The organism is Kitasatospora sp. NPDC004289 (genome assembly GCF_053602875.1).
This window is the reverse complement of record NZ_JBSGEL010000104.1, coordinates 1-18,715: the sequence shown is the minus strand read 5'-3', so window position 1 is coordinate 18,715 and position 18,715 is coordinate 1. Positions and strand designations below refer to the sequence as shown.

General features: G+C 74.0%; 21 protein-coding genes. 5 read left to right on the top strand and 16 right to left on the bottom strand.

Annotated elements, in window-relative coordinates; genetic code table 11:
- The 8 genes from ACWEPF_RS36995 to ACWEPF_RS36960 all read right to left on the bottom strand — a co-directional run.
- Positions 1-470: WXG100-like domain-containing protein (locus tag ACWEPF_RS36995; protein WP_452176075.1), on the bottom strand; the 470-nt coding region annotated here is incomplete at its 3' end.
- A gap of 203 nt (positions 471-673) precedes the next feature.
- Positions 674-2,302, bottom strand: a complete 1,629-nt coding sequence (locus tag ACWEPF_RS36990; RefSeq protein ID WP_452176074.1) for a phospholipase D-like domain-containing protein — start codon at positions 2,300-2,302, stop codon at positions 674-676.
- Positions 2,303-2,434: 132 nt separating this feature from the next.
- Positions 2,435-3,619 (bottom strand): CobW family GTP-binding protein, encoded by a 1,185-nt coding sequence (locus tag ACWEPF_RS36985; protein ID WP_452176073.1) that lies wholly within the window; start codon positions 3,617-3,619, stop codon positions 2,435-2,437.
- Positions 3,620-3,621: 2 nt separating this feature from the next.
- Complete coding sequence (rpsN, locus tag ACWEPF_RS36980; RefSeq protein ID WP_452176072.1) at positions 3,622-3,927, bottom strand: 30S ribosomal protein S14; 306 nt, start codon at positions 3,925-3,927, stop codon at positions 3,622-3,624.
- Positions 3,927-4,163: a 50S ribosomal protein L28 gene (rpmB, locus tag ACWEPF_RS36975; RefSeq protein ID WP_452176071.1), complete on the bottom strand. Its 237-nt coding sequence runs from the start codon at positions 4,161-4,163 to the stop codon at positions 3,927-3,929. The genes rpsN and rpmB overlap by 1 nt, the downstream gene beginning before the upstream one ends.
- A 72-nt stretch (positions 4,164-4,235) precedes the next feature.
- Positions 4,236-5,516, bottom strand: a complete 1,281-nt coding sequence (locus ACWEPF_RS36970) for an MFS transporter (RefSeq protein ID WP_452176070.1) — start codon at positions 5,514-5,516, stop codon at positions 4,236-4,238.
- On the bottom strand, positions 5,513-6,073 hold the full coding sequence (locus ACWEPF_RS36965; protein ID WP_452176069.1) for an ArsR/SmtB family transcription factor: 561 nt from the start codon (positions 6,071-6,073) through the stop codon (positions 5,513-5,515). The genes ACWEPF_RS36970 and ACWEPF_RS36965 overlap by 4 nt, the downstream gene beginning before the upstream one ends.
- 71 nt (positions 6,074-6,144) lie before the next feature.
- Complete coding sequence (locus tag ACWEPF_RS36960; protein WP_452176068.1) at positions 6,145-6,507, bottom strand: hypothetical protein; 363 nt, start codon at positions 6,505-6,507, stop codon at positions 6,145-6,147.
- Positions 6,508-6,729: 222 nt separating this feature from the next.
- On the opposite strand from ACWEPF_RS36960, the gene ACWEPF_RS36955 reads away from it, so the two are divergent.
- The 3 genes from ACWEPF_RS36955 (at position 6,730) to ACWEPF_RS36945 (ending at position 8,628) form a co-directional block, all read left to right on the top strand.
- Entirely contained in the window at positions 6,730-7,008 is a 279-nt protein-coding gene (locus ACWEPF_RS36955; protein WP_452176067.1) for a hypothetical protein, read from the top strand.
- A 59-nt stretch (positions 7,009-7,067) separates the two neighbouring features.
- Positions 7,068-7,436 (top strand): hypothetical protein, encoded by a 369-nt coding sequence (locus ACWEPF_RS36950; protein ID WP_449797794.1) that lies wholly within the window; start codon positions 7,068-7,070, stop codon positions 7,434-7,436.
- A 247-nt stretch (positions 7,437-7,683) separates the two neighbouring features.
- Positions 7,684-8,628 carry an RNA-binding protein gene (locus tag ACWEPF_RS36945; RefSeq protein WP_452176066.1) on the top strand — a complete coding sequence of 315 codons (945 nt, stop codon included), beginning with the start codon at positions 7,684-7,686 and terminating at the stop codon, positions 8,626-8,628.
- Between the two features lie 7 nt (positions 8,629-8,635).
- On the opposite strand, the gene thpR is transcribed toward ACWEPF_RS36945, so the two are convergent.
- The 4 genes from thpR to ACWEPF_RS36925 form a co-directional block, all read right to left on the bottom strand.
- Positions 8,636-9,220, bottom strand: a complete 585-nt coding sequence (gene thpR / locus ACWEPF_RS36940; protein WP_452176065.1) for an RNA 2',3'-cyclic phosphodiesterase — start codon at positions 9,218-9,220, stop codon at positions 8,636-8,638.
- An 85-nt stretch (positions 9,221-9,305) separates the two neighbouring features.
- On the bottom strand, positions 9,306-9,983 hold the full coding sequence (locus ACWEPF_RS36935; protein ID WP_452176064.1) for a response regulator transcription factor: 678 nt from the start codon (positions 9,981-9,983) through the stop codon (positions 9,306-9,308).
- Positions 9,980-11,209 (bottom strand): sensor histidine kinase, encoded by a 1,230-nt coding sequence (locus ACWEPF_RS36930; RefSeq protein ID WP_452176063.1) that lies wholly within the window; start codon positions 11,207-11,209, stop codon positions 9,980-9,982. The genes ACWEPF_RS36935 and ACWEPF_RS36930 overlap by 4 nt, the downstream gene beginning before the upstream one ends.
- 96 nt (positions 11,210-11,305) lie before the next feature.
- Positions 11,306-13,495 carry an MMPL family transporter gene (locus ACWEPF_RS36925; RefSeq protein ID WP_380149749.1) on the bottom strand — a complete coding sequence of 730 codons (2,190 nt, stop codon included), beginning with the start codon at positions 13,493-13,495 and terminating at the stop codon, positions 11,306-11,308.
- A gap of 245 nt (positions 13,496-13,740) precedes the next feature.
- On the opposite strand from ACWEPF_RS36925, the gene ACWEPF_RS36920 reads away from it, so the two are divergent.
- The gene (locus ACWEPF_RS36920) at positions 13,741-14,067 is read left to right on the top strand and encodes a nuclear transport factor 2 family protein (RefSeq protein ID WP_380149748.1); all 327 of its coding nucleotides are present in this window, start codon (positions 13,741-13,743) and stop codon (positions 14,065-14,067) included.
- Between the two features lie 60 nt (positions 14,068-14,127).
- Positions 14,128-14,916, top strand: a complete 789-nt coding sequence (locus ACWEPF_RS36915; protein ID WP_452176062.1) for a DUF4253 domain-containing protein — start codon at positions 14,128-14,130, stop codon at positions 14,914-14,916.
- A 37-nt stretch (positions 14,917-14,953) separates the two neighbouring features.
- Here ACWEPF_RS36915 and ptlI read toward each other — a convergent pair whose 3' ends face one another.
- From ptlI to ACWEPF_RS36895, 4 genes are all read right to left on the bottom strand, one after another.
- Positions 14,954-16,360, bottom strand: a complete 1,407-nt coding sequence (gene ptlI, locus ACWEPF_RS36910) for a pentalenene oxygenase (RefSeq protein WP_452176061.1) — start codon at positions 16,358-16,360, stop codon at positions 14,954-14,956.
- Between the two features lie 98 nt (positions 16,361-16,458).
- Positions 16,459-16,803 carry a gamma-glutamylcyclotransferase family protein gene (locus tag ACWEPF_RS36905; protein ID WP_452176060.1) on the bottom strand — a complete coding sequence of 115 codons (345 nt, stop codon included), beginning with the start codon at positions 16,801-16,803 and terminating at the stop codon, positions 16,459-16,461.
- Positions 16,804-16,960: 157 nt separating this feature from the next.
- Entirely contained in the window at positions 16,961-17,881 is a 921-nt protein-coding gene (locus ACWEPF_RS36900) for a transporter substrate-binding domain-containing protein (protein WP_452176059.1), read from the bottom strand.
- A gap of 406 nt (positions 17,882-18,287) precedes the next feature.
- Positions 18,288-18,551, bottom strand: a complete 264-nt coding sequence (locus tag ACWEPF_RS36895) for a hypothetical protein (protein WP_452176058.1) — start codon at positions 18,549-18,551, stop codon at positions 18,288-18,290.
- Positions 18,552-18,715: the final 164 nt, after the last annotated feature.

Sequence of the window (18,715 nt, the reverse complement as noted above, 5' to 3'; positions counted from 1 at the left end):
TGGACCGTCAGCTTGCTCGCCGTGATCGCCGCCGGGATCGCCGCCAACGACGCCCCCGCCGTCACCGGCGCCGCCGCCTCCGCCGTCGCGATCTCATACGCCAGGATGCCCAGTTGGGCCACGATCGAGATCTTCGCCGTCTCGGTCGAGTTGGCCATCGCCTCCAGGCTGTCCGCCATCGAGTTGCAGGCCTTCACCATGCCGGGGAAGAAACCGGGCTTCTTCCCGTCCGCCGGCAGCGTGAGCGTCTCCCACTTCTTCGACAACTCGTCCATCGCGGCGCCCTGCTGGCCGTCCAGCGCACGCTTCATCGCCGAGTCGGCGGCCCGCCCACCCTCCTCCACGGCCTCGGCGGCGGACCGCCAACGCCGCGCCATGTCCCGCATCAGGTCCTCGTCGCCCTCGGGCCAACGGGAACCGGCGAGCAGCATCAGCACCCACTGCAGGGGCTCCGGGAGTTCGACAGCCATCGTGGACCCGTACCCCTAAAAGACAGTTGACCGACGGAAACCGCACGCATGCGGACCGCCAATCAATCCATCACCGGTGACGACGGAGTGCCGCCGAACGTCAACGGAAGTGACGCCCGGGTTAAGGGACTTCGAACGCGCAGGAAGAGGAGCCCTTCGGGCAGGGGAACATGCCCCAAAGGGCAGGGCGGGCGGGCGCTCCGTCAGGCGCGGCAGGTGCCGGTGGTCCAGTCGACGGTGGCGGTGGCCTGGGAGTGGTGCCATTCGGGGGTGAGGAGGTCGCGGTCGAGCTGGGCGGCGGCGGTGCGGTCCTGGACGATGTAGCCGAAGTCCTGGAGCCAGGCGGGGTAGAGGTTCTTGGAGCCGATGTAGAAGGCCGCGTCGTCGACCGACACCAGCTTGTGGTGCAGGGCGTAGGGGCGGCCGTCGGCCCAGGTGGCGGTGGGGGCGGAGCGGAAGGTGGCGAGCTGGAGGTTGCCGCACATCGTTGCGGTGGCCCTGCCCTGATCACCCGTCAGGGCGACCAGCCGGGCCTTGAGCACGTCGCTGATCTCGGCGAGCGACTTGATCTGGGAGTAGCCGCCGCTGCCGACGGCGCCGCGGTTGGCCGGGTCGCTGACCACGATCCGCACCTTGACGCCGGCTGCCAGCTTGGCCGCCAGCAGGTCGTAGAGGCGGGAGTCGTAGCGGGGCAGCGGCGGGCAGGAGGCGTTCATGTCCTGCTGGGAGATCTCGACGTGCCGCTGGGCGCTGCCGACGAGGGCGCGCAGGGCGTTCTCCTCGGGGTTGACCGTCTCGTAGTCGCGGTTGGCGTTGGTGTTGTCGGAGAGGGTGAGCGGGCCGCACTTGGCGTCGGCCGCGCCGTTCACGGGCCCGGGCCGGTAGGCGGACCTGGGGTCCTTGTCCTTGATCCCGACGCCGAGGCCTCCGACGGCGATCACCGGGACGGTGCCGGTGGCGGGGGCGACCGGGTTGAGCTCGCGCTCCATCGACGGGCGGCAGGCGCTGCCGTCGGAGGAGGCGAACCAGGCCATGTCGAACACCCCGGTCCGGCTGCAGGTCCACTCCCAGAGGGTGTCCAGGTAGCGGGCGGCGGAGGTGGCGGCGGGGCCGCTCAGCGCGAGGTCGACGTCGGTGACGGGGTGGGCGGTGTCGAGGTAGTCGTTCTTCCAGCCGTTGATGCCACCGGCGATGACGGTGCGTCCGTCGACCACCAGGAGCTTGGAGTGGTTCCAGGAGAACGCGGTGCGCGAGGTGGTCATCGAGGCGAGGCCGAGGCTGACCGAGGCGGCCGCGGGGCCGAGCTTGGCGATCAGCTCGTCGCGGTAGCGGGAGGGCAGGACGTTCGCGTGGTAGACCGGTGCGGCTCCGACCAGGATCCGCACGACCGGTCGGTGGCCGGCCGCGACCGAGGCCTTGAGGCCGGCCACCAGGGCGTCCTGGAAGCCGCCCTCGGGGAACGGCGCGAGGGTGGAGACGTCGACGGTGCGGGTGGCGGCGGCGACGTCGGCGGTCATCTTGGCGAGCAGGGCGCGGGTTCCGGCCCGGTCGGCGCAGGTGGCGTCGCCCCAGCAGCCGGGGGTCTGGAGCAGCCAGCCCGCCGGGTCCCCGGCGGTCCCGGCCAGGCTGTTGCCCTCGGTGCGCTGCCAGACGGTGCCCTCCAGCCCGGGCGACACCTCCCGCAGGACGCGCTCGACGGCGTCGAGGTGCGCGGTGCCCCCGGCCGGGCCGGATTCGGCGTGGGCGGGCAGGGCGGGCGCGACGGCCAGCAGCACACCGGTGGCGAGGGCAGCGGCGAGGACGGTGCGCGGGGCGCGACCGGAACGAGACACGTGACGATCCTTCAGAACGTGGCGGTCGGTAGGTGGTTCACCGCCTGGACGCCCTGAGATTACCGACTGGTAATGTCGCCGCGCGCCCGTCGTCCGACCCCCGCCGTTCGGAGGTGTCGCCCCCCGGGCCGCTCAGCCGCCTCCCGACGGCACGGGGTCCAGCAGGTCCTCGAAGGCGTCGGGCAGGGCCCGCCAGCCGGCCTCGCCGGTGGCCAGCTCCGCGTCGGTGAGCAGGCAGGAGTCGAGCAGGTGGACGATCCCCTCGCTGTCCAACCCCTCGGCGGTGAAGCAGAGTTGCTGGACCCGGTCACCGTGCAGCGGGTCCCAGTCCAGGGCGGCGGCGGCCCGGCGGGCGGGTGGATAGAGCTCCCAGGCGGCGTCCGGCAGGGTGGTGAGCCAGGGGCCACAGGCCTCCACCGTGAGGCCGGCCCCGGCGGCGTCCCAGGCGAGCATCAGCTCGGGCCGGTTGGCCAGCCAGAAGCGGCCTCGGCTGCGCTGGGCGGCGGGGACGAGCTGCTCCAGGGCCTCGTGCAGCCGGGCCGGGTGGAGCGGGCGGCGGCGCTCCCAGACCACGGTCGCCACCCCGCACTCGTCCCGCTCCTGCGGGAGCAGGGCGAGCGCCGGGTTGACCCGGTCGCGGGCGGCGGGGACGTCGAAGCCGCCGAGGGCGGACCGGATCAGCTCGCCGGTGCCGAGCCGCACCAGCCGTGCGGTGGGGCGGAGTTGGCGCAGCATCGCGAGCCCGGCCGGGTCGGCGCCGCGGGGCACCGCCAGGGTGGTGGCGTACTCGATCTGGTGGGCCAGCGCCTCGGCCCGGGTGCGGCGGTCCCGGGCCGAGGTCTGCTCGCCGTGCTCGGCCAGTTCGTCGGGGACGGAGAGTTCGCCGATCAGCCGGTCGGGGCTCAACGCCGTCACCACACCGGCGAGTTCGACCAGATCGGCCATCCGACGCCCACCGGTCACGCCGTCGGCCAGCACCTCGACCGCCGGGTGCGGGTCACTGCCGCCCCAGAGTTCGACCACCACCAGCCCGTGGCTGCCCTGCTCGGCGATCCGTGCCAGCTCGGGCAGCAGGTCCTCGCGCAGCGCGCAGCACGGGCAGTCGTTGGCGAGCGGCACCTCGGCGGTGGCGTGCCGGTGCCCGTGGGCGTCGCGCAGTTCGCGGTGGACGGTGCCGAGCGGGGCGTCGCGGAGGTCGTGGTGGAGCACCACCGCCTCGATCCCCCCGGCCGTCAACTCCGCCACGGCGCGCCGCCGTTCCTCCCGGTGCAGTCCGGCCACCACCACCACGGGCAGCCGGATCAGGTCCTCCGTCACGGCTACCAGCTCGCCTTCCGCACGCCGGGCAGGTGGCCCGCGTGGGCCTCCTTGCGCAGGTTGATCCGGGAGAGCCCGAAGGCCCGCAGGTAGCCGCGCGGGCGGCCGTCCACCGCGTCCCGGTTGCGCAGCCGGGTGGCACTGGCGTCGCGCGGCTGGCGGTCCAACTCGGCTCGGGCGGCGGCCCGTTCGGCCTCCCCGCTGCCGGGGTGGGAGATCAGCCGCTTGAGCTCGGCACGCCGTTCGGCGTACCGGGCGACGGTCGACCGGCGGCGGGCGTCCTTGGCGATCTTGCTCCGCTTGGCCATCAGACCTTCCCTCCCCGGGCGCGGATCCGGGCGACGGCGGCCTCGACGCCGATCCGGTCGACGGTCTTCACGGCGGCGGCACTGAGCGTCAGCCGCACGTGGCGGCGCTCGCCGGCGAGCCAGTAGCGGCGGCGCTGGATGTTGGGGTCGAAGCGGCGCGGCGTGCGGCGGTGCGAGTGCGAGATCGCACGGCCGAAACCGGGCTTGCGGCCGGTCAGTTGGCAGTAGGCGGACATGGCGGGACTCCGTCGGTCGCCGGGATGGGGCAGGACCCGGTCCACGCTACACTAATTGAAAATGATTTCCATCTAGCTGCCGTCGGCACCGCCGGCCGGCAGGTCACGGCGGGACTTGAGCGGGCCGATCAGGAGGGTCAGCGGGGAGGCCGCCATCGCGGCGGCGACCAGCCAGAGGGTGGGGCGCAGGCCGACGGCCTCGGCCAGGGCGCCGCCCAGCAGGCCGCCCAGCGGGATGGTGCCGAAGTTGAGGAACATCATGCCGGCGCTGACCCGGCCGAGCAGCGGGCGCGGGGTGTAGAGCTGGCGGAAGCTGCCGCGGATGACGTTGCTCACCACCGTGCCGAGGCCGATCAGCAGCCCGCCGCCGACCAGCAGGGCCAGCCGGGGGCCGGGGGCGGCCAGCGGGATCACCAGCGCGAACGGGACGGTGCCGAACAGCGCGGCCAGCAGCCCGCGCGCGGTCCCGAGGCGGGCGGCGATCCGGGTGGCCAGGGTCGCGCCGAGCACGCCGCCGACGCTGATGCCCGCCATCAGCAGGCCCACCAGGCCGGTGGGCAGGCCGAGTTCGCGGACCAGGAAGACCACCAGCACGGCCTGGTAGGCGATGAACGCCAGGTTGAAGAGCGCCCCGAAGACGGCGAAGACCCGGAGGTAGGGGTCGCGGACGACGAAGCGCAGGCCCTCGCGGATGTCACGGCCCAGCGCCGCGCTCTCCCGGCGCTCGACCGGCTCCTCCTTCGCGCGGATGCCGAGCAGGCAGAGGGTGGAGACGGCGAAGGTCGCGGCGTCGGCCAGCAGCCCGCCGAGGACACCGAGCAGCTGGGTGATCGCCCCGGCCAGACCCGGCCCGGCGACCTGGGCGAAGGCCTCCGAGCCCTGCATCTTCGCGTTGCCCGCCGCCAGCTCCTCGGCGGGCAGCAGCGAGGGGAGGTAGACCTGGTAGGCGGCCTGGAAGAAGACCCCGGCGGTGCCCAGGAGCAGTGCGGTGAGGGCGAGTTGGGTGAAGGTCAGCACGCCCAGCCAGGAGCTCGCCGGGACGCTGACCAACACGGACATCGAGAGCAGGTTGCAGCCTGCCATCAGCGGGCGCCGGGGCATCCGGTCCACCCAGGCGCCCGCGGGCAGGCCGACCAGCAGCCAGGGCAGCCAGGTCATCGCGGTGAGCACCCCGACCTGGAAGGCGGAGGCGTCGAGCACCGTGACGGCGGCGAGCGGCACGGCCACGCCGCTGATCCCGCTGCCGATCTTGCTGGCGGTCTCGCCGAACCAGAACAGCCGGAAGTCGCGGGCGGCGTGCGGCGCACGGGGCGGAGCCGGAGCCGGGGCCGGTGAGGTCGTGGTGGTGGTCACGGCTGGGCCGGCATTCCGTACGAGAAGACCAGGACCGACTGCCGCTCGCGCCCGTCGTCGGGGATCTCCCGCGTCCCCCACTTGAGCTGGATCGCGATGATCTCCCGCGCCATCTCCTCCAGCTCCTCCGGGGTGAGCATCAGCCAGCGGTCGGCGACGAAGGAGGTGTCCACCCACTCCTCGGGCTGCTCGCCGAGCAGCCACTCGCGCGCGGCGGTGGTGTGGCGGTCGAGCAGCATCGACTGGACGGCCTGGGAGACGAGCGCGGCGGCCGGATCGGCCGCGAAGTCGCTCCGGTTCCACGAGAGGTTCGCCGAGGAGCGGCGCCACCAGCGCTCCCGCTTGTCGCGGGCGAGTTCGGGCGCCTCCTCGATGATCCCGGCGGCGCCGAGCACGCGCAGGTGGTGGCTGACGTTGCCGACCGCCTGGCCGGTCCGCTCGGCGAGGGTGCTGGCGGTGGCGGGGCCGTAGGCCCGGAGGATGTCCGCCAGGCGGCGGCGCAGGGGGTGGGCCAGGGCCGAGAGGCGCTCGGAGTTCTTGATCTGATCCTCTGTCATACGGCGATCCTGGCATGCACAAGAGGCATTGTGCAATACCTCTTGTACATGCCTCCCCAGCTGCCGGCCGGTCAGCCGCCGAGGATGCCGCCCTTCTGGAACTGGTCGACCGGCGCGTTGCTGCAGGCGTTCTTGTTGCCGAAGTCGGCACCGACGCCGGTGGCGTTGGGCACCGCGCACCGCAGGTCGACCATCACCAGCGGGGCGCCGTCGCTGTTGATCACGCCGTTCTGGGAGCCGACCAGGGTGTCGCCGAAGTGGTTGCCGAAGGTGCCCTCGGAGGGGCCGCCGTTCTCGTACATCCGGTAGGAGTCGATGGCCTGACGGGCGTTGTCGTTGGTGTCGGCGCCCATGGTGGTGGCCGCGGTGGCGGTGCCGGTGAGCGAGACGGAGGCGGAGACGGCGAGCGCGGCGCCGGCCAGGAACTTCTTCACGGGTTGCTCCGATGCGTAGGAGGGAGGGTGACGAGGCGTCGACAGTCGCAACGGTGAGCGAGTCGCTGGGTCACCGTCGATTCGCCCGGGCGGCGCAGGAACGATCTGCCGAACGCATGAGCCCTTGCTCCGGACGGATGTCCGTCAAGTCACCTCCCCCCGATTCCCTCGTTCCGGTAGGGCAACGGCTCCACCAGGAGCCCGGAGATTCGGGAGCACCCCATGAAGAAGGTCCTGTCAGGGGCCGTCCTGGCCCTCTCCGCCGCGGTCTCGATCGCGAGCCCGGCCATGGCGGAGGGCACCTACGGCAGCCACTTCGGCGACACCCTGGCCGGTTCGCAGAACGGCGCGGTGAACAGCAACGGCGCCCCGCTGGTCGACGCCGACCTGCGCTGCGCGGTGGCCAACGCGACCGGCGTGGCCGGCGTGTGGGGCAACGAGAACGTCTGCAACGAGGCGCAGGTCGCCCAGTTCCAGAAGGGCGGCGTGCTCGGGGGCTGACCCTCCCTCGACTCCCGTCCCCCATCACCGCATTCACACCCCTCACCCAGGAGAACACCATGATCAAGAAGGTCCTGTCCGGCACCGCCCTCGCCATGTCCGCCGCCGTCGCCGTCGCGGCCCCCGCCTCCGCCGCCGAGTGCATGGGCATGGAGACCCAGGAGAGCGCCCAGGGCGCCATCAGCTCGTACCAGATGCACGGCGGCGACACCACCGCCGGCGAGGGCACCTTCGGCAACCACTTCGGCGACACCCTGGTCGGCTCCCAGAACGGCGTGATCAACAGCAACGGCGCCCCGCTGGTCGACGCGGACCTGCGCTGCCTGGCCGACAACGCGACCGGCGTCGCGGGCGTCTGGGGCAACAAGAACGCCTGCAGCGAGGCCCCGGTGGACCAGTTCCACAAGGGCGGCGTGCTCGGCGGCTGACCCCTCGTCACCGCGCGGGGGCCCGGCCCGCTCGATGGGTACGGGCCCCGGCCCCCGCGCGGACAGAACTCCTAGGGGCTGTCTCCTTGGTGGGGTCGGATCAGCGGGCGTCGCTGGGGTGCGTGCCTCGGCGCCGCCGAGGAAGGAGTCCATGCGGAGCATCGGCGACTGACGAGAAGGTGGCGAGGTGCGTGCCCCGGCGACGGTCGCCCGGCCCCACCAAGGAGACAGCCCCTAAGATGGCCCGATGCCCGAGCTCCGCGTCCACCGCGTGACCAAGTACGACCCCGCCGACCGCGACGAGCACGGCTGCTACCAGGGCCCGCTCGACATCGACTGCGACGAGGGCCCGATCGAGGCCGCATACCTGGAGAGCGCCGCCGCCTTCGCGCGGGCGGCCGGGGTGGAGCGGCTGACGGTGCGTGATCCGGGTGGGATCACGATCGACGACTGGACCGGGCCGACCGCCGGACGGACCGGTGCGGCCGGCCTGTTCGCGGAGCCGACCGACTTCCACGACGGCGCCGAGGTGGACCTCGCCACCGGCGTGGAACTGGTCCGGGCGATGCTGCGGGGAAGCGGCGGGTGGTGCCGCCTGGAGGACGGCGACCGCTTCTTCCTGCACGTCGGGTACGACCTGTACATGTACGTCGGCACGACCGGTCCGGTCGGGCCCGGGGTCGAACGGGCACGGGAGCTCGGCCTCTTCCCCGAGCCCCTCGACGAGTCGCCGTACGCCCCCGAGCCGGACGGGAGCGCCGCCGAGACGCCGGCCGACACGGGGTACTGGGAGCGGCTGGAGCGCGCGGTCGCGGCGGGCGAGGTGCGGCTGCTCCAGGAGTACTTCGCGGCGAACGCGGCGCGTTGGCACCGGCTCGCGGACCGGGACGACGTGGCAGCCGTCCGCGCGCGGCTCGTGCCGCGGTCGCGGCTGTCCGCCTGGCCCTCGCTGTTCGGCGCCGGACCGGCCGAGGTGCTGGCCGGGCTCGACCCCGAGGGCTACCACTGCCTCCTGGTCGAGCACCCCGGCGGCGTGCTCAGCGGGCGCTGGGTCGACCTGGAGGACGCCCAGGACACCGCCGCGCTCGACGGGGCGGTCGGGCTGGCCGTCGTGCCGGACGGGCCCGGGGTGCTGCCCGACGCGGTGCTGCCCGACGCCGACGGCGTCGTCCGGGTCCGCGGCTTCGGGTGACGGGCCGTCACGAGGGGTCGGCGAAGGGCCAGGCCTCGATGTCGCGGTAGTAGATGCGGCCGGGCCCGCGGCCGATGTTGCTGCCGACCAGGTGGAGACGGTCGGTGGCCCAGCTGCGGCCGCTGAAGCCGGCCAGGGTGGCGGCGGCCTCGGCGATGCCGGTGCGGTCGTCGCGGCGGGCCCGGGCCAGGGTGAGGTGGGGGCGCAGCGGGCGGTCCGGGAAGTCGACGCCGCAGGACCTGACCAGGGCCCGGACCTCGGTGGCGAGCCGGTGTAGGCCGTCCAGCTCGCCCTCGACGCCGCTCCAGAACGTCCGGTCGTCGAACTGGCCGCCGCCGCGCAGGGCGAGCCGCAGGGCGGGGCGGGATCCGGCCGTGCCGGAGAGCGCGGAGCGCAGCAGGGGCACGGTGGCGGTGGGGAGTTCGCCGAGGAAGGCCAGGGTGATGTGCCAGTCCTCGATCCGGTTCCAGCGCAGCTGTGGGTGGGCGGCGTAGGCGGGGCCCAGCGCGCGGGCGAGTTCGTCCTTGGCCTCGTCGGGCGGGGCGAGCGCCACGAAGAGGCGCCGGGTCGGGGGCTCGGGGTGATCGTCCACCAGGACATTCCAGCACCTCGGGCCTGCGGACCGGCCGAGGCCCCGGCTCGCGGAGGGCCGCGGGCCCCGGCGCGGGAGGGCGCCGTCAGGCCGGGCCGGTGGGCGGGACCAGCCCCGACTGGTAGGCGATGGCGACGAGTTGGGCGCGGTCGCGGGCGTCGAGCTTGGCCATGGCGCGGTGGACGTGGGTGCGGACGGTGAAGGGGCTCACCACCATCCGTTCGGCGATCTCCTCGTTGGTGAGACCGGTGGCGGCCATCGCCATGACCTCGCGTTCGCGGGCGGTGAGGACGGCGAGCCGCTCGGAGGGGAGGGCGGCGGGGGCCGGGCCCGGCTGGGCGAGCAGGCGGTCGATGACGGCGCGGGTGGCGGCGGGCGAGAGCAGGGCCTCGCCGGCGGCCACCGTGCGGACGGCGGCGAGGAGTTCGGCGGGGGCGGCGCCCTTGCCGAGGAAGCCGCCGGCCCCGGCCCGCAGCGCCTGGGCGACGTACTCGTCCTCCTCGAAGGTGGTGAGGATGAGCACCCGGGTGCCGGCCAGCTCCGGGTCGGCGCAGATCTCGGCGGTGGCGCCGAGGCCGTCGGAGCCGGGCATCCGGATGTCCATCAGGACCAGGTCCGGCTTGGTGGCGCGGGCCAGGTCGACCGCCTGGCGGCCGTCGGCGGCCTCACCGACCACCTCCATGTCCTCCTCGGAGTCGATCAGCATCCGGAAGGCGCCGCGGAGCAGCGCCTGGTCGTCGGCGAGCAGCACGCGGATCGTCATGCGGGGCCGTCCTTGTCGTCCAGAGCGGTCACGTTGCCCGTGCGCAGGGGGAGTTCGGCGGTGACCACGAACCCGCCGTCCGGCCGGCGCCCGGCGGTGAGCCGGCCGCCGACGGCGGAGGCCCGCTCCTGCATGCCGATCAGTCCGAAGCCGCCCCGCCCGGCGGTGGCGGCGGTGGCCGGGAGCGCGGCGCGGCCGCCGGGGGCGGGGCGGCCGTTGGCGACGGTGAGGGTGAGGCGGCTGCCGCTGTAGGCGAGGGTGATCCGGGCCTCGGCGCCGCGGGCGTGCTTGGCGACGTTGGTCAGCGACTCCTGGAGGATCCGGTACGCCGTCAGGTCGATCCCCGGGGAGAGCGGGCGGGCCTCTCCCTCGACGGCGAGCCGGACGGGGAGGCCGGCCCGCTCGAAGGTCTGCAGCAGCTCGGGGAGGCGGTCGAGGCCGGGGGCGGGTTCGAGCGGGGCGGGCTCCTCGGTGCTCCGCAGCAGGCCGACGGTGGCGCGCAGTTCCTGGAGGGCGGAGCCGGTGGCCTCGGTGAGGTGGCTGAGCACCTCGCGGGCCCGGTCGGGGTGACGGTCCATCAGGTGGACGGCGATGCCGGCCTGGGCGTTGGCCAGGGCGATGTGGTGGGCCACCACGTCGTGCAGGTCGCGGGCGATCCGGACGCGTTCGTCGGCGACCCGGCGGCGGGCCTCCTCCTCGCGGGTGCGTTCGGCCCGTTCGGCGCGCTCCTCGATGGCGGCGAGGTTGGCGCGGCGGTTGCGGATGGAGTCGCCGATGGCGCCGGGCAGCAGGGACCAGGCGAGCACGCCGAGGCGTTCGGCGATCGGACCGCCGGGGCCGTAGGCCAGGGTGATGCCGGTGAGCAGGGCGGCGGTGACCAGCGAGGCGCGCAGCGCGGTGGTGCGGTCGGTGCGGACGGCGAGGAAGTAGAGCGCCAGCAGCAGCGGGGTGGCCAGCGCGGGGGTGAGCTTGGTGCTGGTGGCGGTGAGGAAGGTGGTGCAGAAGAGGGTGACCACGACCACCGCGCGCGGGTACCGGCGGTGCAGGAAGACGGCGGCGGTGGAGAGGGCGGCGACGGCCACGGTGCCCGCGCCCGGCGCCTGGTACCGGCCGCCGTGCTGATCCACCGTCAGGCCCAGCGCCATGACCCCGACCAGGGTGGCGCCGCCCACGGCGTCGAGCAGCCGGGGGTGGTCGCGGCGCAGGCGCTGCCACAGGTCGCTCACGGGTATCGCGCTCCGGTCGGAAGGGGTGGGCCAGGCTGCCAACGGTAACCCTCCGCTCCCGCACCGACGGTGGGGAGCGGAGGGCGTTTCACACGGTCAGACGCGGACCGGCTCCCGCTCCGGGGCGGGCTCCGGGTCGGCGGCGACGAGCTTGCTGCCCTCGACGTCCACGTCCGGGAGCACCCGGTCGAGGCCGCGCGGCAGCCACCAGGCCCGGCGGCCGAGCAGGGCGAGCACGGCCGGGACGATGGCCATCCGGACCACGAAGGCGTCGAAGGCGACGGCCGCGGCCAGGCCCAGCCCCATCATCTTGATCATCGGCTCGCTCATCCCGATGAACCCGGCGAAGACCGAGATCATGATGAAGGCCGCGGCGGTGACCACCCGGGCGTTGTGCCGGAAGCCGGTGACGATGGCCTCCTTCGGGCTCTCCCCGTGCACGAAGCCCTCGCGGATCCGGGTCACCAGGAAGACCTCGTAGTCCATGGCCAGGCCGAAGACCACGCCGACCAGGAAGATCGGCATCATGCTCATCACCGGGCCGGTCTGCTCGACCCCGATCAGGTTCGCCAGCCAGCCCCACTGGAAGACGGCGACCACGGCGCCGATCGCGGCAGCCACCGAGAGCAGGAAGCCGAGCGCCGCCTTCAGCGGGACCAGCACCGAGCGGAAGACCAGCAGGAGCAGCAGCACCGCCAGGCCGACCACCACGGCGAGGTACACCGGCAGGGCGTCGGTGAGCTTCTGCGAGACGTCGATGTTCATCGCGGTGGTGCCGCTGACCAGGACGGTCGCACCGGTCTCCGCCTTCAGTCCGTCCGCGTGGCCGCGGATGGCGGTGACCAGGTCCTTGGTCGCCTCCTCGGCCGGGCCGGTCTTCGGGACGGCGTTGACCAGCGCGGTGTCCCCGGCCGGGTTGAACACCGGCGGGGCGACCGCGGCCACCCCGGGCAGGCCGGAGACGGTCTTCGCCACCGTCTCCGCCGCGGCCTTCGGGTCGGGCGCGCCCTTGGCGTCGACCAGCAGGGTGAGCGGGCCGTTGAAGCCCGGGCCGAAGCCCTCGGAGAGCAGGTCGTAGGCGCGGCGCTCGGTGGTGGAGGTGGGCTTGGACTCGTCGCCCGGCAGGCCCATCCGCAGGTCGAGGGCGGGGGCCGCGAGCACGCCGAGGCCGATCACACCGCCGAGCAGCACGGCGAGCGGGCGGCGCAGCACGAACCGGGCCCAGCGGGCACCGCCGTTCTCGCCGTCCCCCGCCGCCCGGCCCTTGCGGACCTTGCGCGGCAGCACCCGGTGGCCGAGGAAGCCGAGCAGCGCGGGCACCAGGGTGAGCGCGACCAGCACCGCGAGCACCACCGTGCCGGCGGCGGCCAGGCCCATCTTGGTGAGCATCGGGATGTTCACCACGGAGAGCCCGGCCAGCGCGATCACCACCGTCAGCCCGGCGAACACCACGGCCGACCCGGCCGTCCCGACCGCCCGGCCGGCCGCCTCCCGCAGGTCGCGGCCCTCGGCCAGCTCGGCCCGGTGCCGCGAGACGATGAACATCGCGTAGTCGATGCCGACCGCCAGGCCCAGCATCATCGCCAGCGTGCCGGTGGTGCCGGACAGGCCGAGCGCACTGCCCAGCGCGGTGATCAGCGCCATGCCGAGGCCCACCCCGACCAGGGCGGTGAGCAGCGGCAGCCCGGCCGCCAGCAGCGAGCCGAAGGTGATCACCAGGACGACCGCGGAGAGCGCCATGCCGATCGCCTCGCTGCTGCCGCCGGCCTCGCCCTTGGTCATCAGCGCGGTGCCGCCGACCTCGACCTTCAGCCCGGCGTCCCGGCCGTGCTGGGCCGCCTGCTCCAGCGCTGCGGTGGCACCCTCGGACAGCTCGCCCGCCTTGGCCGCGTAGCTGACGGTGGCGTAGGCGGTGGTCCCGTCCTGGGAGACGGTCCGCGCCTGGAACGGGTCGACCGCGCCGGTGACCTGCTCGGCGTGCGCCAGCTCGCCGACCGTCCGCTCCACGGCCTCCTTGGCCGGGCCGGCGGTGATCTTCTGCCCACCGGGGGCGACGAACACCAGTCGGGCCTGGGCGCCGTCGGCGTGGCCGCCGGGGAAGCGCTCGTTCATCAGGTCGAAGGCCTGCTGCGCCTCCGTGCCGGGCATCGAGAAGCCGTCGTCGGGCGCGGCGGGCGCCTTGGCCGCGAGGACCCCGGCCCCGGCCAGCACGGCGACCCAGATCAGCGTCACCCACTTGCGCCGGTCGAAGGCCCAGCGGCCCAGGCGGTACAGGAACGTGGCCACGGGGTGCGGCCTCCTTCGGGTTCGGTGCACGGTCGCGGAACGCGCCGCGAGCGGCCCGCCACCATCCCGGCACGGTCCGCCCGCAGCGTCCTCCATCCTTCGCGGCCGGCCCCTCCCCCGTCGTCGTCCCTGCGCAGGCACCTCCCGTACTGCGTCCGCAGTACACCCCCGCCCACCACCCGGTACCTCCGGAGTAACACCCCTCCTCCTAGGCTGGTTGCCCGCCCCTACCGGAAGGCCACCCCGTGACCACCCCCCAGGAGGTGGTGGAGCGTCAGCTCGCCGCCTACAACGCCCACGACATCGACGCCTTCACCGCCACCTACGCCGAGCACGTCGTGGTCAACCGCCGCACCGGCGACCCCCTCCACGGCCACGAAGCACTCCGCGCGGTCTACGCCCCCCAGTTCGCCGCCGGCCGCTGCCGCGCCGAGATCCTCGGCCGCCTCACCGAGGGCCCCTGGGTGGTGGACCACGAACTGGCCCACGGCGTCGCCGCCGAACCGGTCCGCGTCCTGGTCGCCTACCACGTCCGGGACGGCCTCATCGACCGCGTCGACTTCCTCGGCTGACGCCCGCTCGGACACCGCCGGCGAGGGGGATGTCGGCGGGGTGCGCTAGCGTGCGGCGGCATGATGGCCGATCTTGTCGCCGAGGTGGGCGGGCTGCTGCCGCCCGGGGAGTTCGTGGACGGCGTGGACGGCGGGGACGGGCCGGTGCTCTGGGTGAGTACGGGGCCGACCACCGTCAGCCGGTGGGGGCGGATGCTGGAGGAGCATCCCCGGTCGGGGCTGTGGCCGCTGCTGCTCGACACCGAGGTGCCGGGCGAGACGGGGCGGCGGCCGTGGAACGACGGGGAGTTGCGGCCGGGGACGGCGTCGCGGCCGGATCTCTACGATCCGGGGCGGCTGATGGCGCGGTGGTGGGACGAGCACCTGGCGGAGGAGGCCTACCCGGGGACGACGGCGCCGTTCGGAGCGGCGTGGCCGGGGCCGGCGCCGAGGGGCGTACGACGGGAGAGCCCCGAGGAGGCCGCGACGGCCGTCGCGCGGGAGGTGCTGGCGCGGCGCCCGCACTGCCCGCTGGGCCTGGTCGCCGCGGAGTCGGGCGCCGAGGCACTGGCCCTGCTGGGCTGGGACGGGGTGGCGGACCGGGAGGACGACACCGGTGCCTACGCCGCGGTGCTGGCGAGTTGGGAGGACCGCTTCGGTGCCCGGCTGGTGTCGGCGGACGCGTCGGAGTTGGTGGTGAGCGTGGCAGCGCCCCCTCCGACGGAGGAGGCGGCGCTGCGCGTGGCGGCCGAGCACTTCGCCTTCTGTCCGGACAACCTGTGGCAGGTCTTGGAAGGAACCCTGCCGCACTACGCCGCCACCCTCGTCAACTCCCGCACCTGGACGTTCTGGTGGGACCGGTGGCGCTGACGGCCGCCGGCCGGCCCGCCACTGTCCGGCCGGTCCGCTACGCCCCGCTCACCCCCTCCGCGCTCCCGTACACCGGCTCCTCGACGCGGGCCTCCGGACGGGCCGTCAGGCGCAGCCGCAGCCGCCGCGGCCGGTAGACGGTGGCCAGCGGCACGGCGCGGACGTCGGCGTCCTGCTCGGGTTCGAGCCGCCAGCGGCTCAGCACGGTGGCCAGGGCCAGGGTGGCCTCGGTGCGGGCGAAGAGGTCGCCGAGGCACTTGCGGGCCCCGGCGCCGAAGGAGGTGAACGCCTGGCGGGCCGGCGGGGACTCCTCCTCCGGGAGCCAGCGGTCGGGGCGGAACTCGTGCGGGTGCGGGAAGGCCTCCGGATCGTGGGCCACCGCCGCCGGGCTGAACACCAGGGTGGAGCCGGCCGGCAGCGGCACCCCCGCCAGCTCGGTGTCGGTGGTGGTCAGCCGGGTGAACAGCCAGCCGGGCGGGTGCAGGCGGAGGGTCTCGGTGATCACCCGGTCGGTCAGCGCCAGGGCCGGCAGGTCCTCCCAGTCCGCCGCCGCGCGGCCGCCCAGCACGGCATCGATCTCCCGGTACAACTCCTGCGCCACCGAGTTGTGTTGGGCCAGTCGGTGGAGGGTCCAGACCAGGGTGGCGGCCACCGTCTCGGTGCCCGCCGCCATCACGGTGATCACCTGGTCGTGCACCTCGGCCTCGCTCAGCCGCCCGCCGTCCTCGTCCCGGGCGGCCAGCAGGGCCCCGAGCAGGTCCAGCTCCCCCACGGCCTCGGGCGGCCGCCCGCCGTACCCGGCGATCAGACGCTGCGTCACCTCGTGCAGGTGCCGCAGCGCCGACCGGTACCGGCGGTTGGCCGGGGTCGGCAGGCGGCGCAGCGGCCCGGGCAGGAACATCTGGCGGAACAGCCCGTTCAACACCGTGTCGAAGGCCCGCTCGACCCCACGGGTGAGCTCCGGTTCGAGGGCGGTGGACCAGAGCGTCCGGGCCACCACCCGCAGCGCCAGTCCGTAGAACTCGGGGAAGGCGTCGATCACCTGGCCGTCCCGCCAGCGTGCGGTGGTGGCCTCGATCTCGGACCGCATCGCCCCGGCGTAGTGCCGCAGTTGGGGCCGGGTGAAGGCGCCCTGCATCAACCTCCGCTGGCGCCGGTGGTCCCGGTGCGGGCAGGTGACCAGACCGTTCCCGGCCACGTCGCGCGCCCGGTCGTAGAAGACCCCGCCCTTGTCGTAGACCTGATCGCCCGTCAGCACCCGGCGCAGCAGCTCGGGGTGGCACGGCACGTACGCGGTGGACGGGCCGATCCTGATCCGCACCAGGTCGCCGTGGGCGGCCAGGGAGGTCATGAACCGGACCGGACTGCGCATCATCTGCCAGGCGTGCCCGATCCCGGGCACCGCCCCGGGTGCCGTCCCGCCCTCGAAGCCCTGCTGGGTCACCGCGCTCCTCCTCGTCCTCGGAGCGCGCCGCACCGGTGCGGCGGCACGCCCTGAGGACTACATCGGCCGGTCGGCCGCACGGGTGAAGCGCCGGCCGGTCAGACCGCCGAGGAGGCGAGGTACACCCAGGCCCGGGTGCCGGAGGCGAGCAACACCTCGCGCCGGGCGTAGTCGTCCACCTCGTAGTCGTCCGCGGCGGCCAACTCCTCGTCGGTGACGGTGTAGACGCTGCCCTCGACCAGGTCCTCCGGGTCGTCCGAGGGCAGCACCAGCGGGTGGTGGTCGGTGCCGCTGCTGGCGATCACCCCCGGGTCGGTGATCCGCAGCACGGTCATCCGGTGGCCGGGCAGCGCGTCCGGGCTGCCGTCCAACCGGCGCCCGAAGCGGTCGAGTTGGACCTGCTCCAGCTGCAGGGTGCCGTAGGAGAAGAGGCGGTGGGACATCGCCGGGTACCTCCGTGGTCGCCGAGGGGGCGGGACGGTTCCGCCCGAACAGCCCGAACGCCCGTACCGGTCGGGCTGGTTCCCGGTACGGGCGTTCTGCGTCAGACGGGCCGTCGGACGGCCCGGCGATCGGACCGGCGATCGGACCGGCGCGGCGTCAGTGGCTGCCGTTGACCACCGAGTTCTGGATCGCGCCCTCGACGAGCAGGCGCTTCTGCAGCACGGCGTCGTAGGTGCCGTCCAGGATCAGCGCGTTGACCGTCTTGACCAGCACGTCCCGCAGCTCCTGGTCGCCCTTGCGGACGGCGATGCCGTACGGGCGGGACTGCAGCTGCGGCCCGGCCAGGTCGAAGGTGCGGCCCTCGTCCAGGGTCTGCGCGTTGTGCTGGGCCTTGGGGTAGTCGGTGATGTAGACGTCGGCGAGACCGCTGCGGACGTTGGCCAGTGCCTCGTCGTCGGAGCCGGTCTCCAGCGCCTTGAGCGGCTTGCCGGCGTGCTCGCAGGCCTTCTGCTGGCGGATCATCAGGTCGTTGTGGGTGGTGCCCTTCTTGGCCGTCACCGAGTGGCCGCACAGGCCGTCGATGGTGTCGACGCCCTTGGGGTTCTTCTCCTTGACCACCATCCCGATCCCGGCCATGAAGTAGTCGACGAAGTCGACGCCCTCGTTGACCGGGGTGCCGTTCTTGTCCAGGCCCTGCTGGCGCTCACGGGTGTCGGTGATGCCCGACATGCCGATGTCGAACTTCTTGTCCAGTACGCCGGGCAGCACGTTGGCGAACGGACCGGCGTCGACGAAGTCGAACTTCACGCCGAGCAGGCGCTCCATCGCGGCGGCCAGGTCGGGGTCCAGCCCGTCCGGCTTGCCCTGGCCGTTCTTGAAGATGACCGGGGCCGCGGTGAAGGAGGCACCGACCTTGATCACACCGGCCTCCCGGTACCGCTTGGGCAGCTGGTCCTTGAGGTCGACCTTCTTGTCACCGGCACCACCGGACCCGCAGGCGGTGAGCAGCAGGGCGCCGATGACGGCTCCGGTGACGGCTTGGGTGCCACGGCTGGCGAGGCCCTTGTTCATGTTCATCCCGACGGATCGCGCGGTGCGGGGCCGGGCACGGCTTCGGCGGACACACCGCGGGCACCCGAACGGCCCCCGCGCCGATGGGTCCCTCCCCGTGCACGGCACTGCCACGGGAACGCTTCCGTCGACCGCCGTCCGACGAACTGCCGGACCGATGATAACCAGCATGCCCACGCCACCTCGCCCCCGGGTTCGTGCACCGTCAGGTCCCACCGCACGTCCGCCCAGCTGGGGCGATGCACCGCCACGCGAGTTCACCCAGCTCTTCCAGGATCTTCACGAGCCCACGCCCGCCCGACCCACGCCCCGCAGCCCGGACGGGCACCACCGGGCCGCCCCCGGGGGCAGACCCCGGACCACGCCACGGGCGGGCCGCACGCGACACGGCCGCCCCGTTGGTGTCGGTGTCTCAGTCATCCAGGTCGGACCAGATGTTGAGGCTGCCGTCCTCGACGACGAAGGCGTGGTAGCCGAGCCGTCGGCCGAGCTCCTGGTAGCGGGCCAGCCGGGCCGGGCCGATGGGCACGAAATACACCTTCATGGCCCTCAGGAACAGCCGGAACCCTAGGTCAGCCCCAACCTCGCCGACGGCAGCCTCCAGCGCGGGGACCAGTGTCGGCAGCGGCGGGGCGTAGGGATAGGTCACGGCCTTGTCCGTCAGGCCGTCCGCCACGTCCCGCACCTCCGCCAGCACCTGCGGCCGAAGGTCCGGGCTGGGCTCGCCGCCCTGTGCCCGGTCCTCGGCGGCCGGGGGGGGGGGGGGGGGGGGCGCCCGCCCCCCCCCCCCCGCCGCGGGGCGGAGGCCCGGGCCCCAGGGCAGGCGCGCGCGGGGCGGGA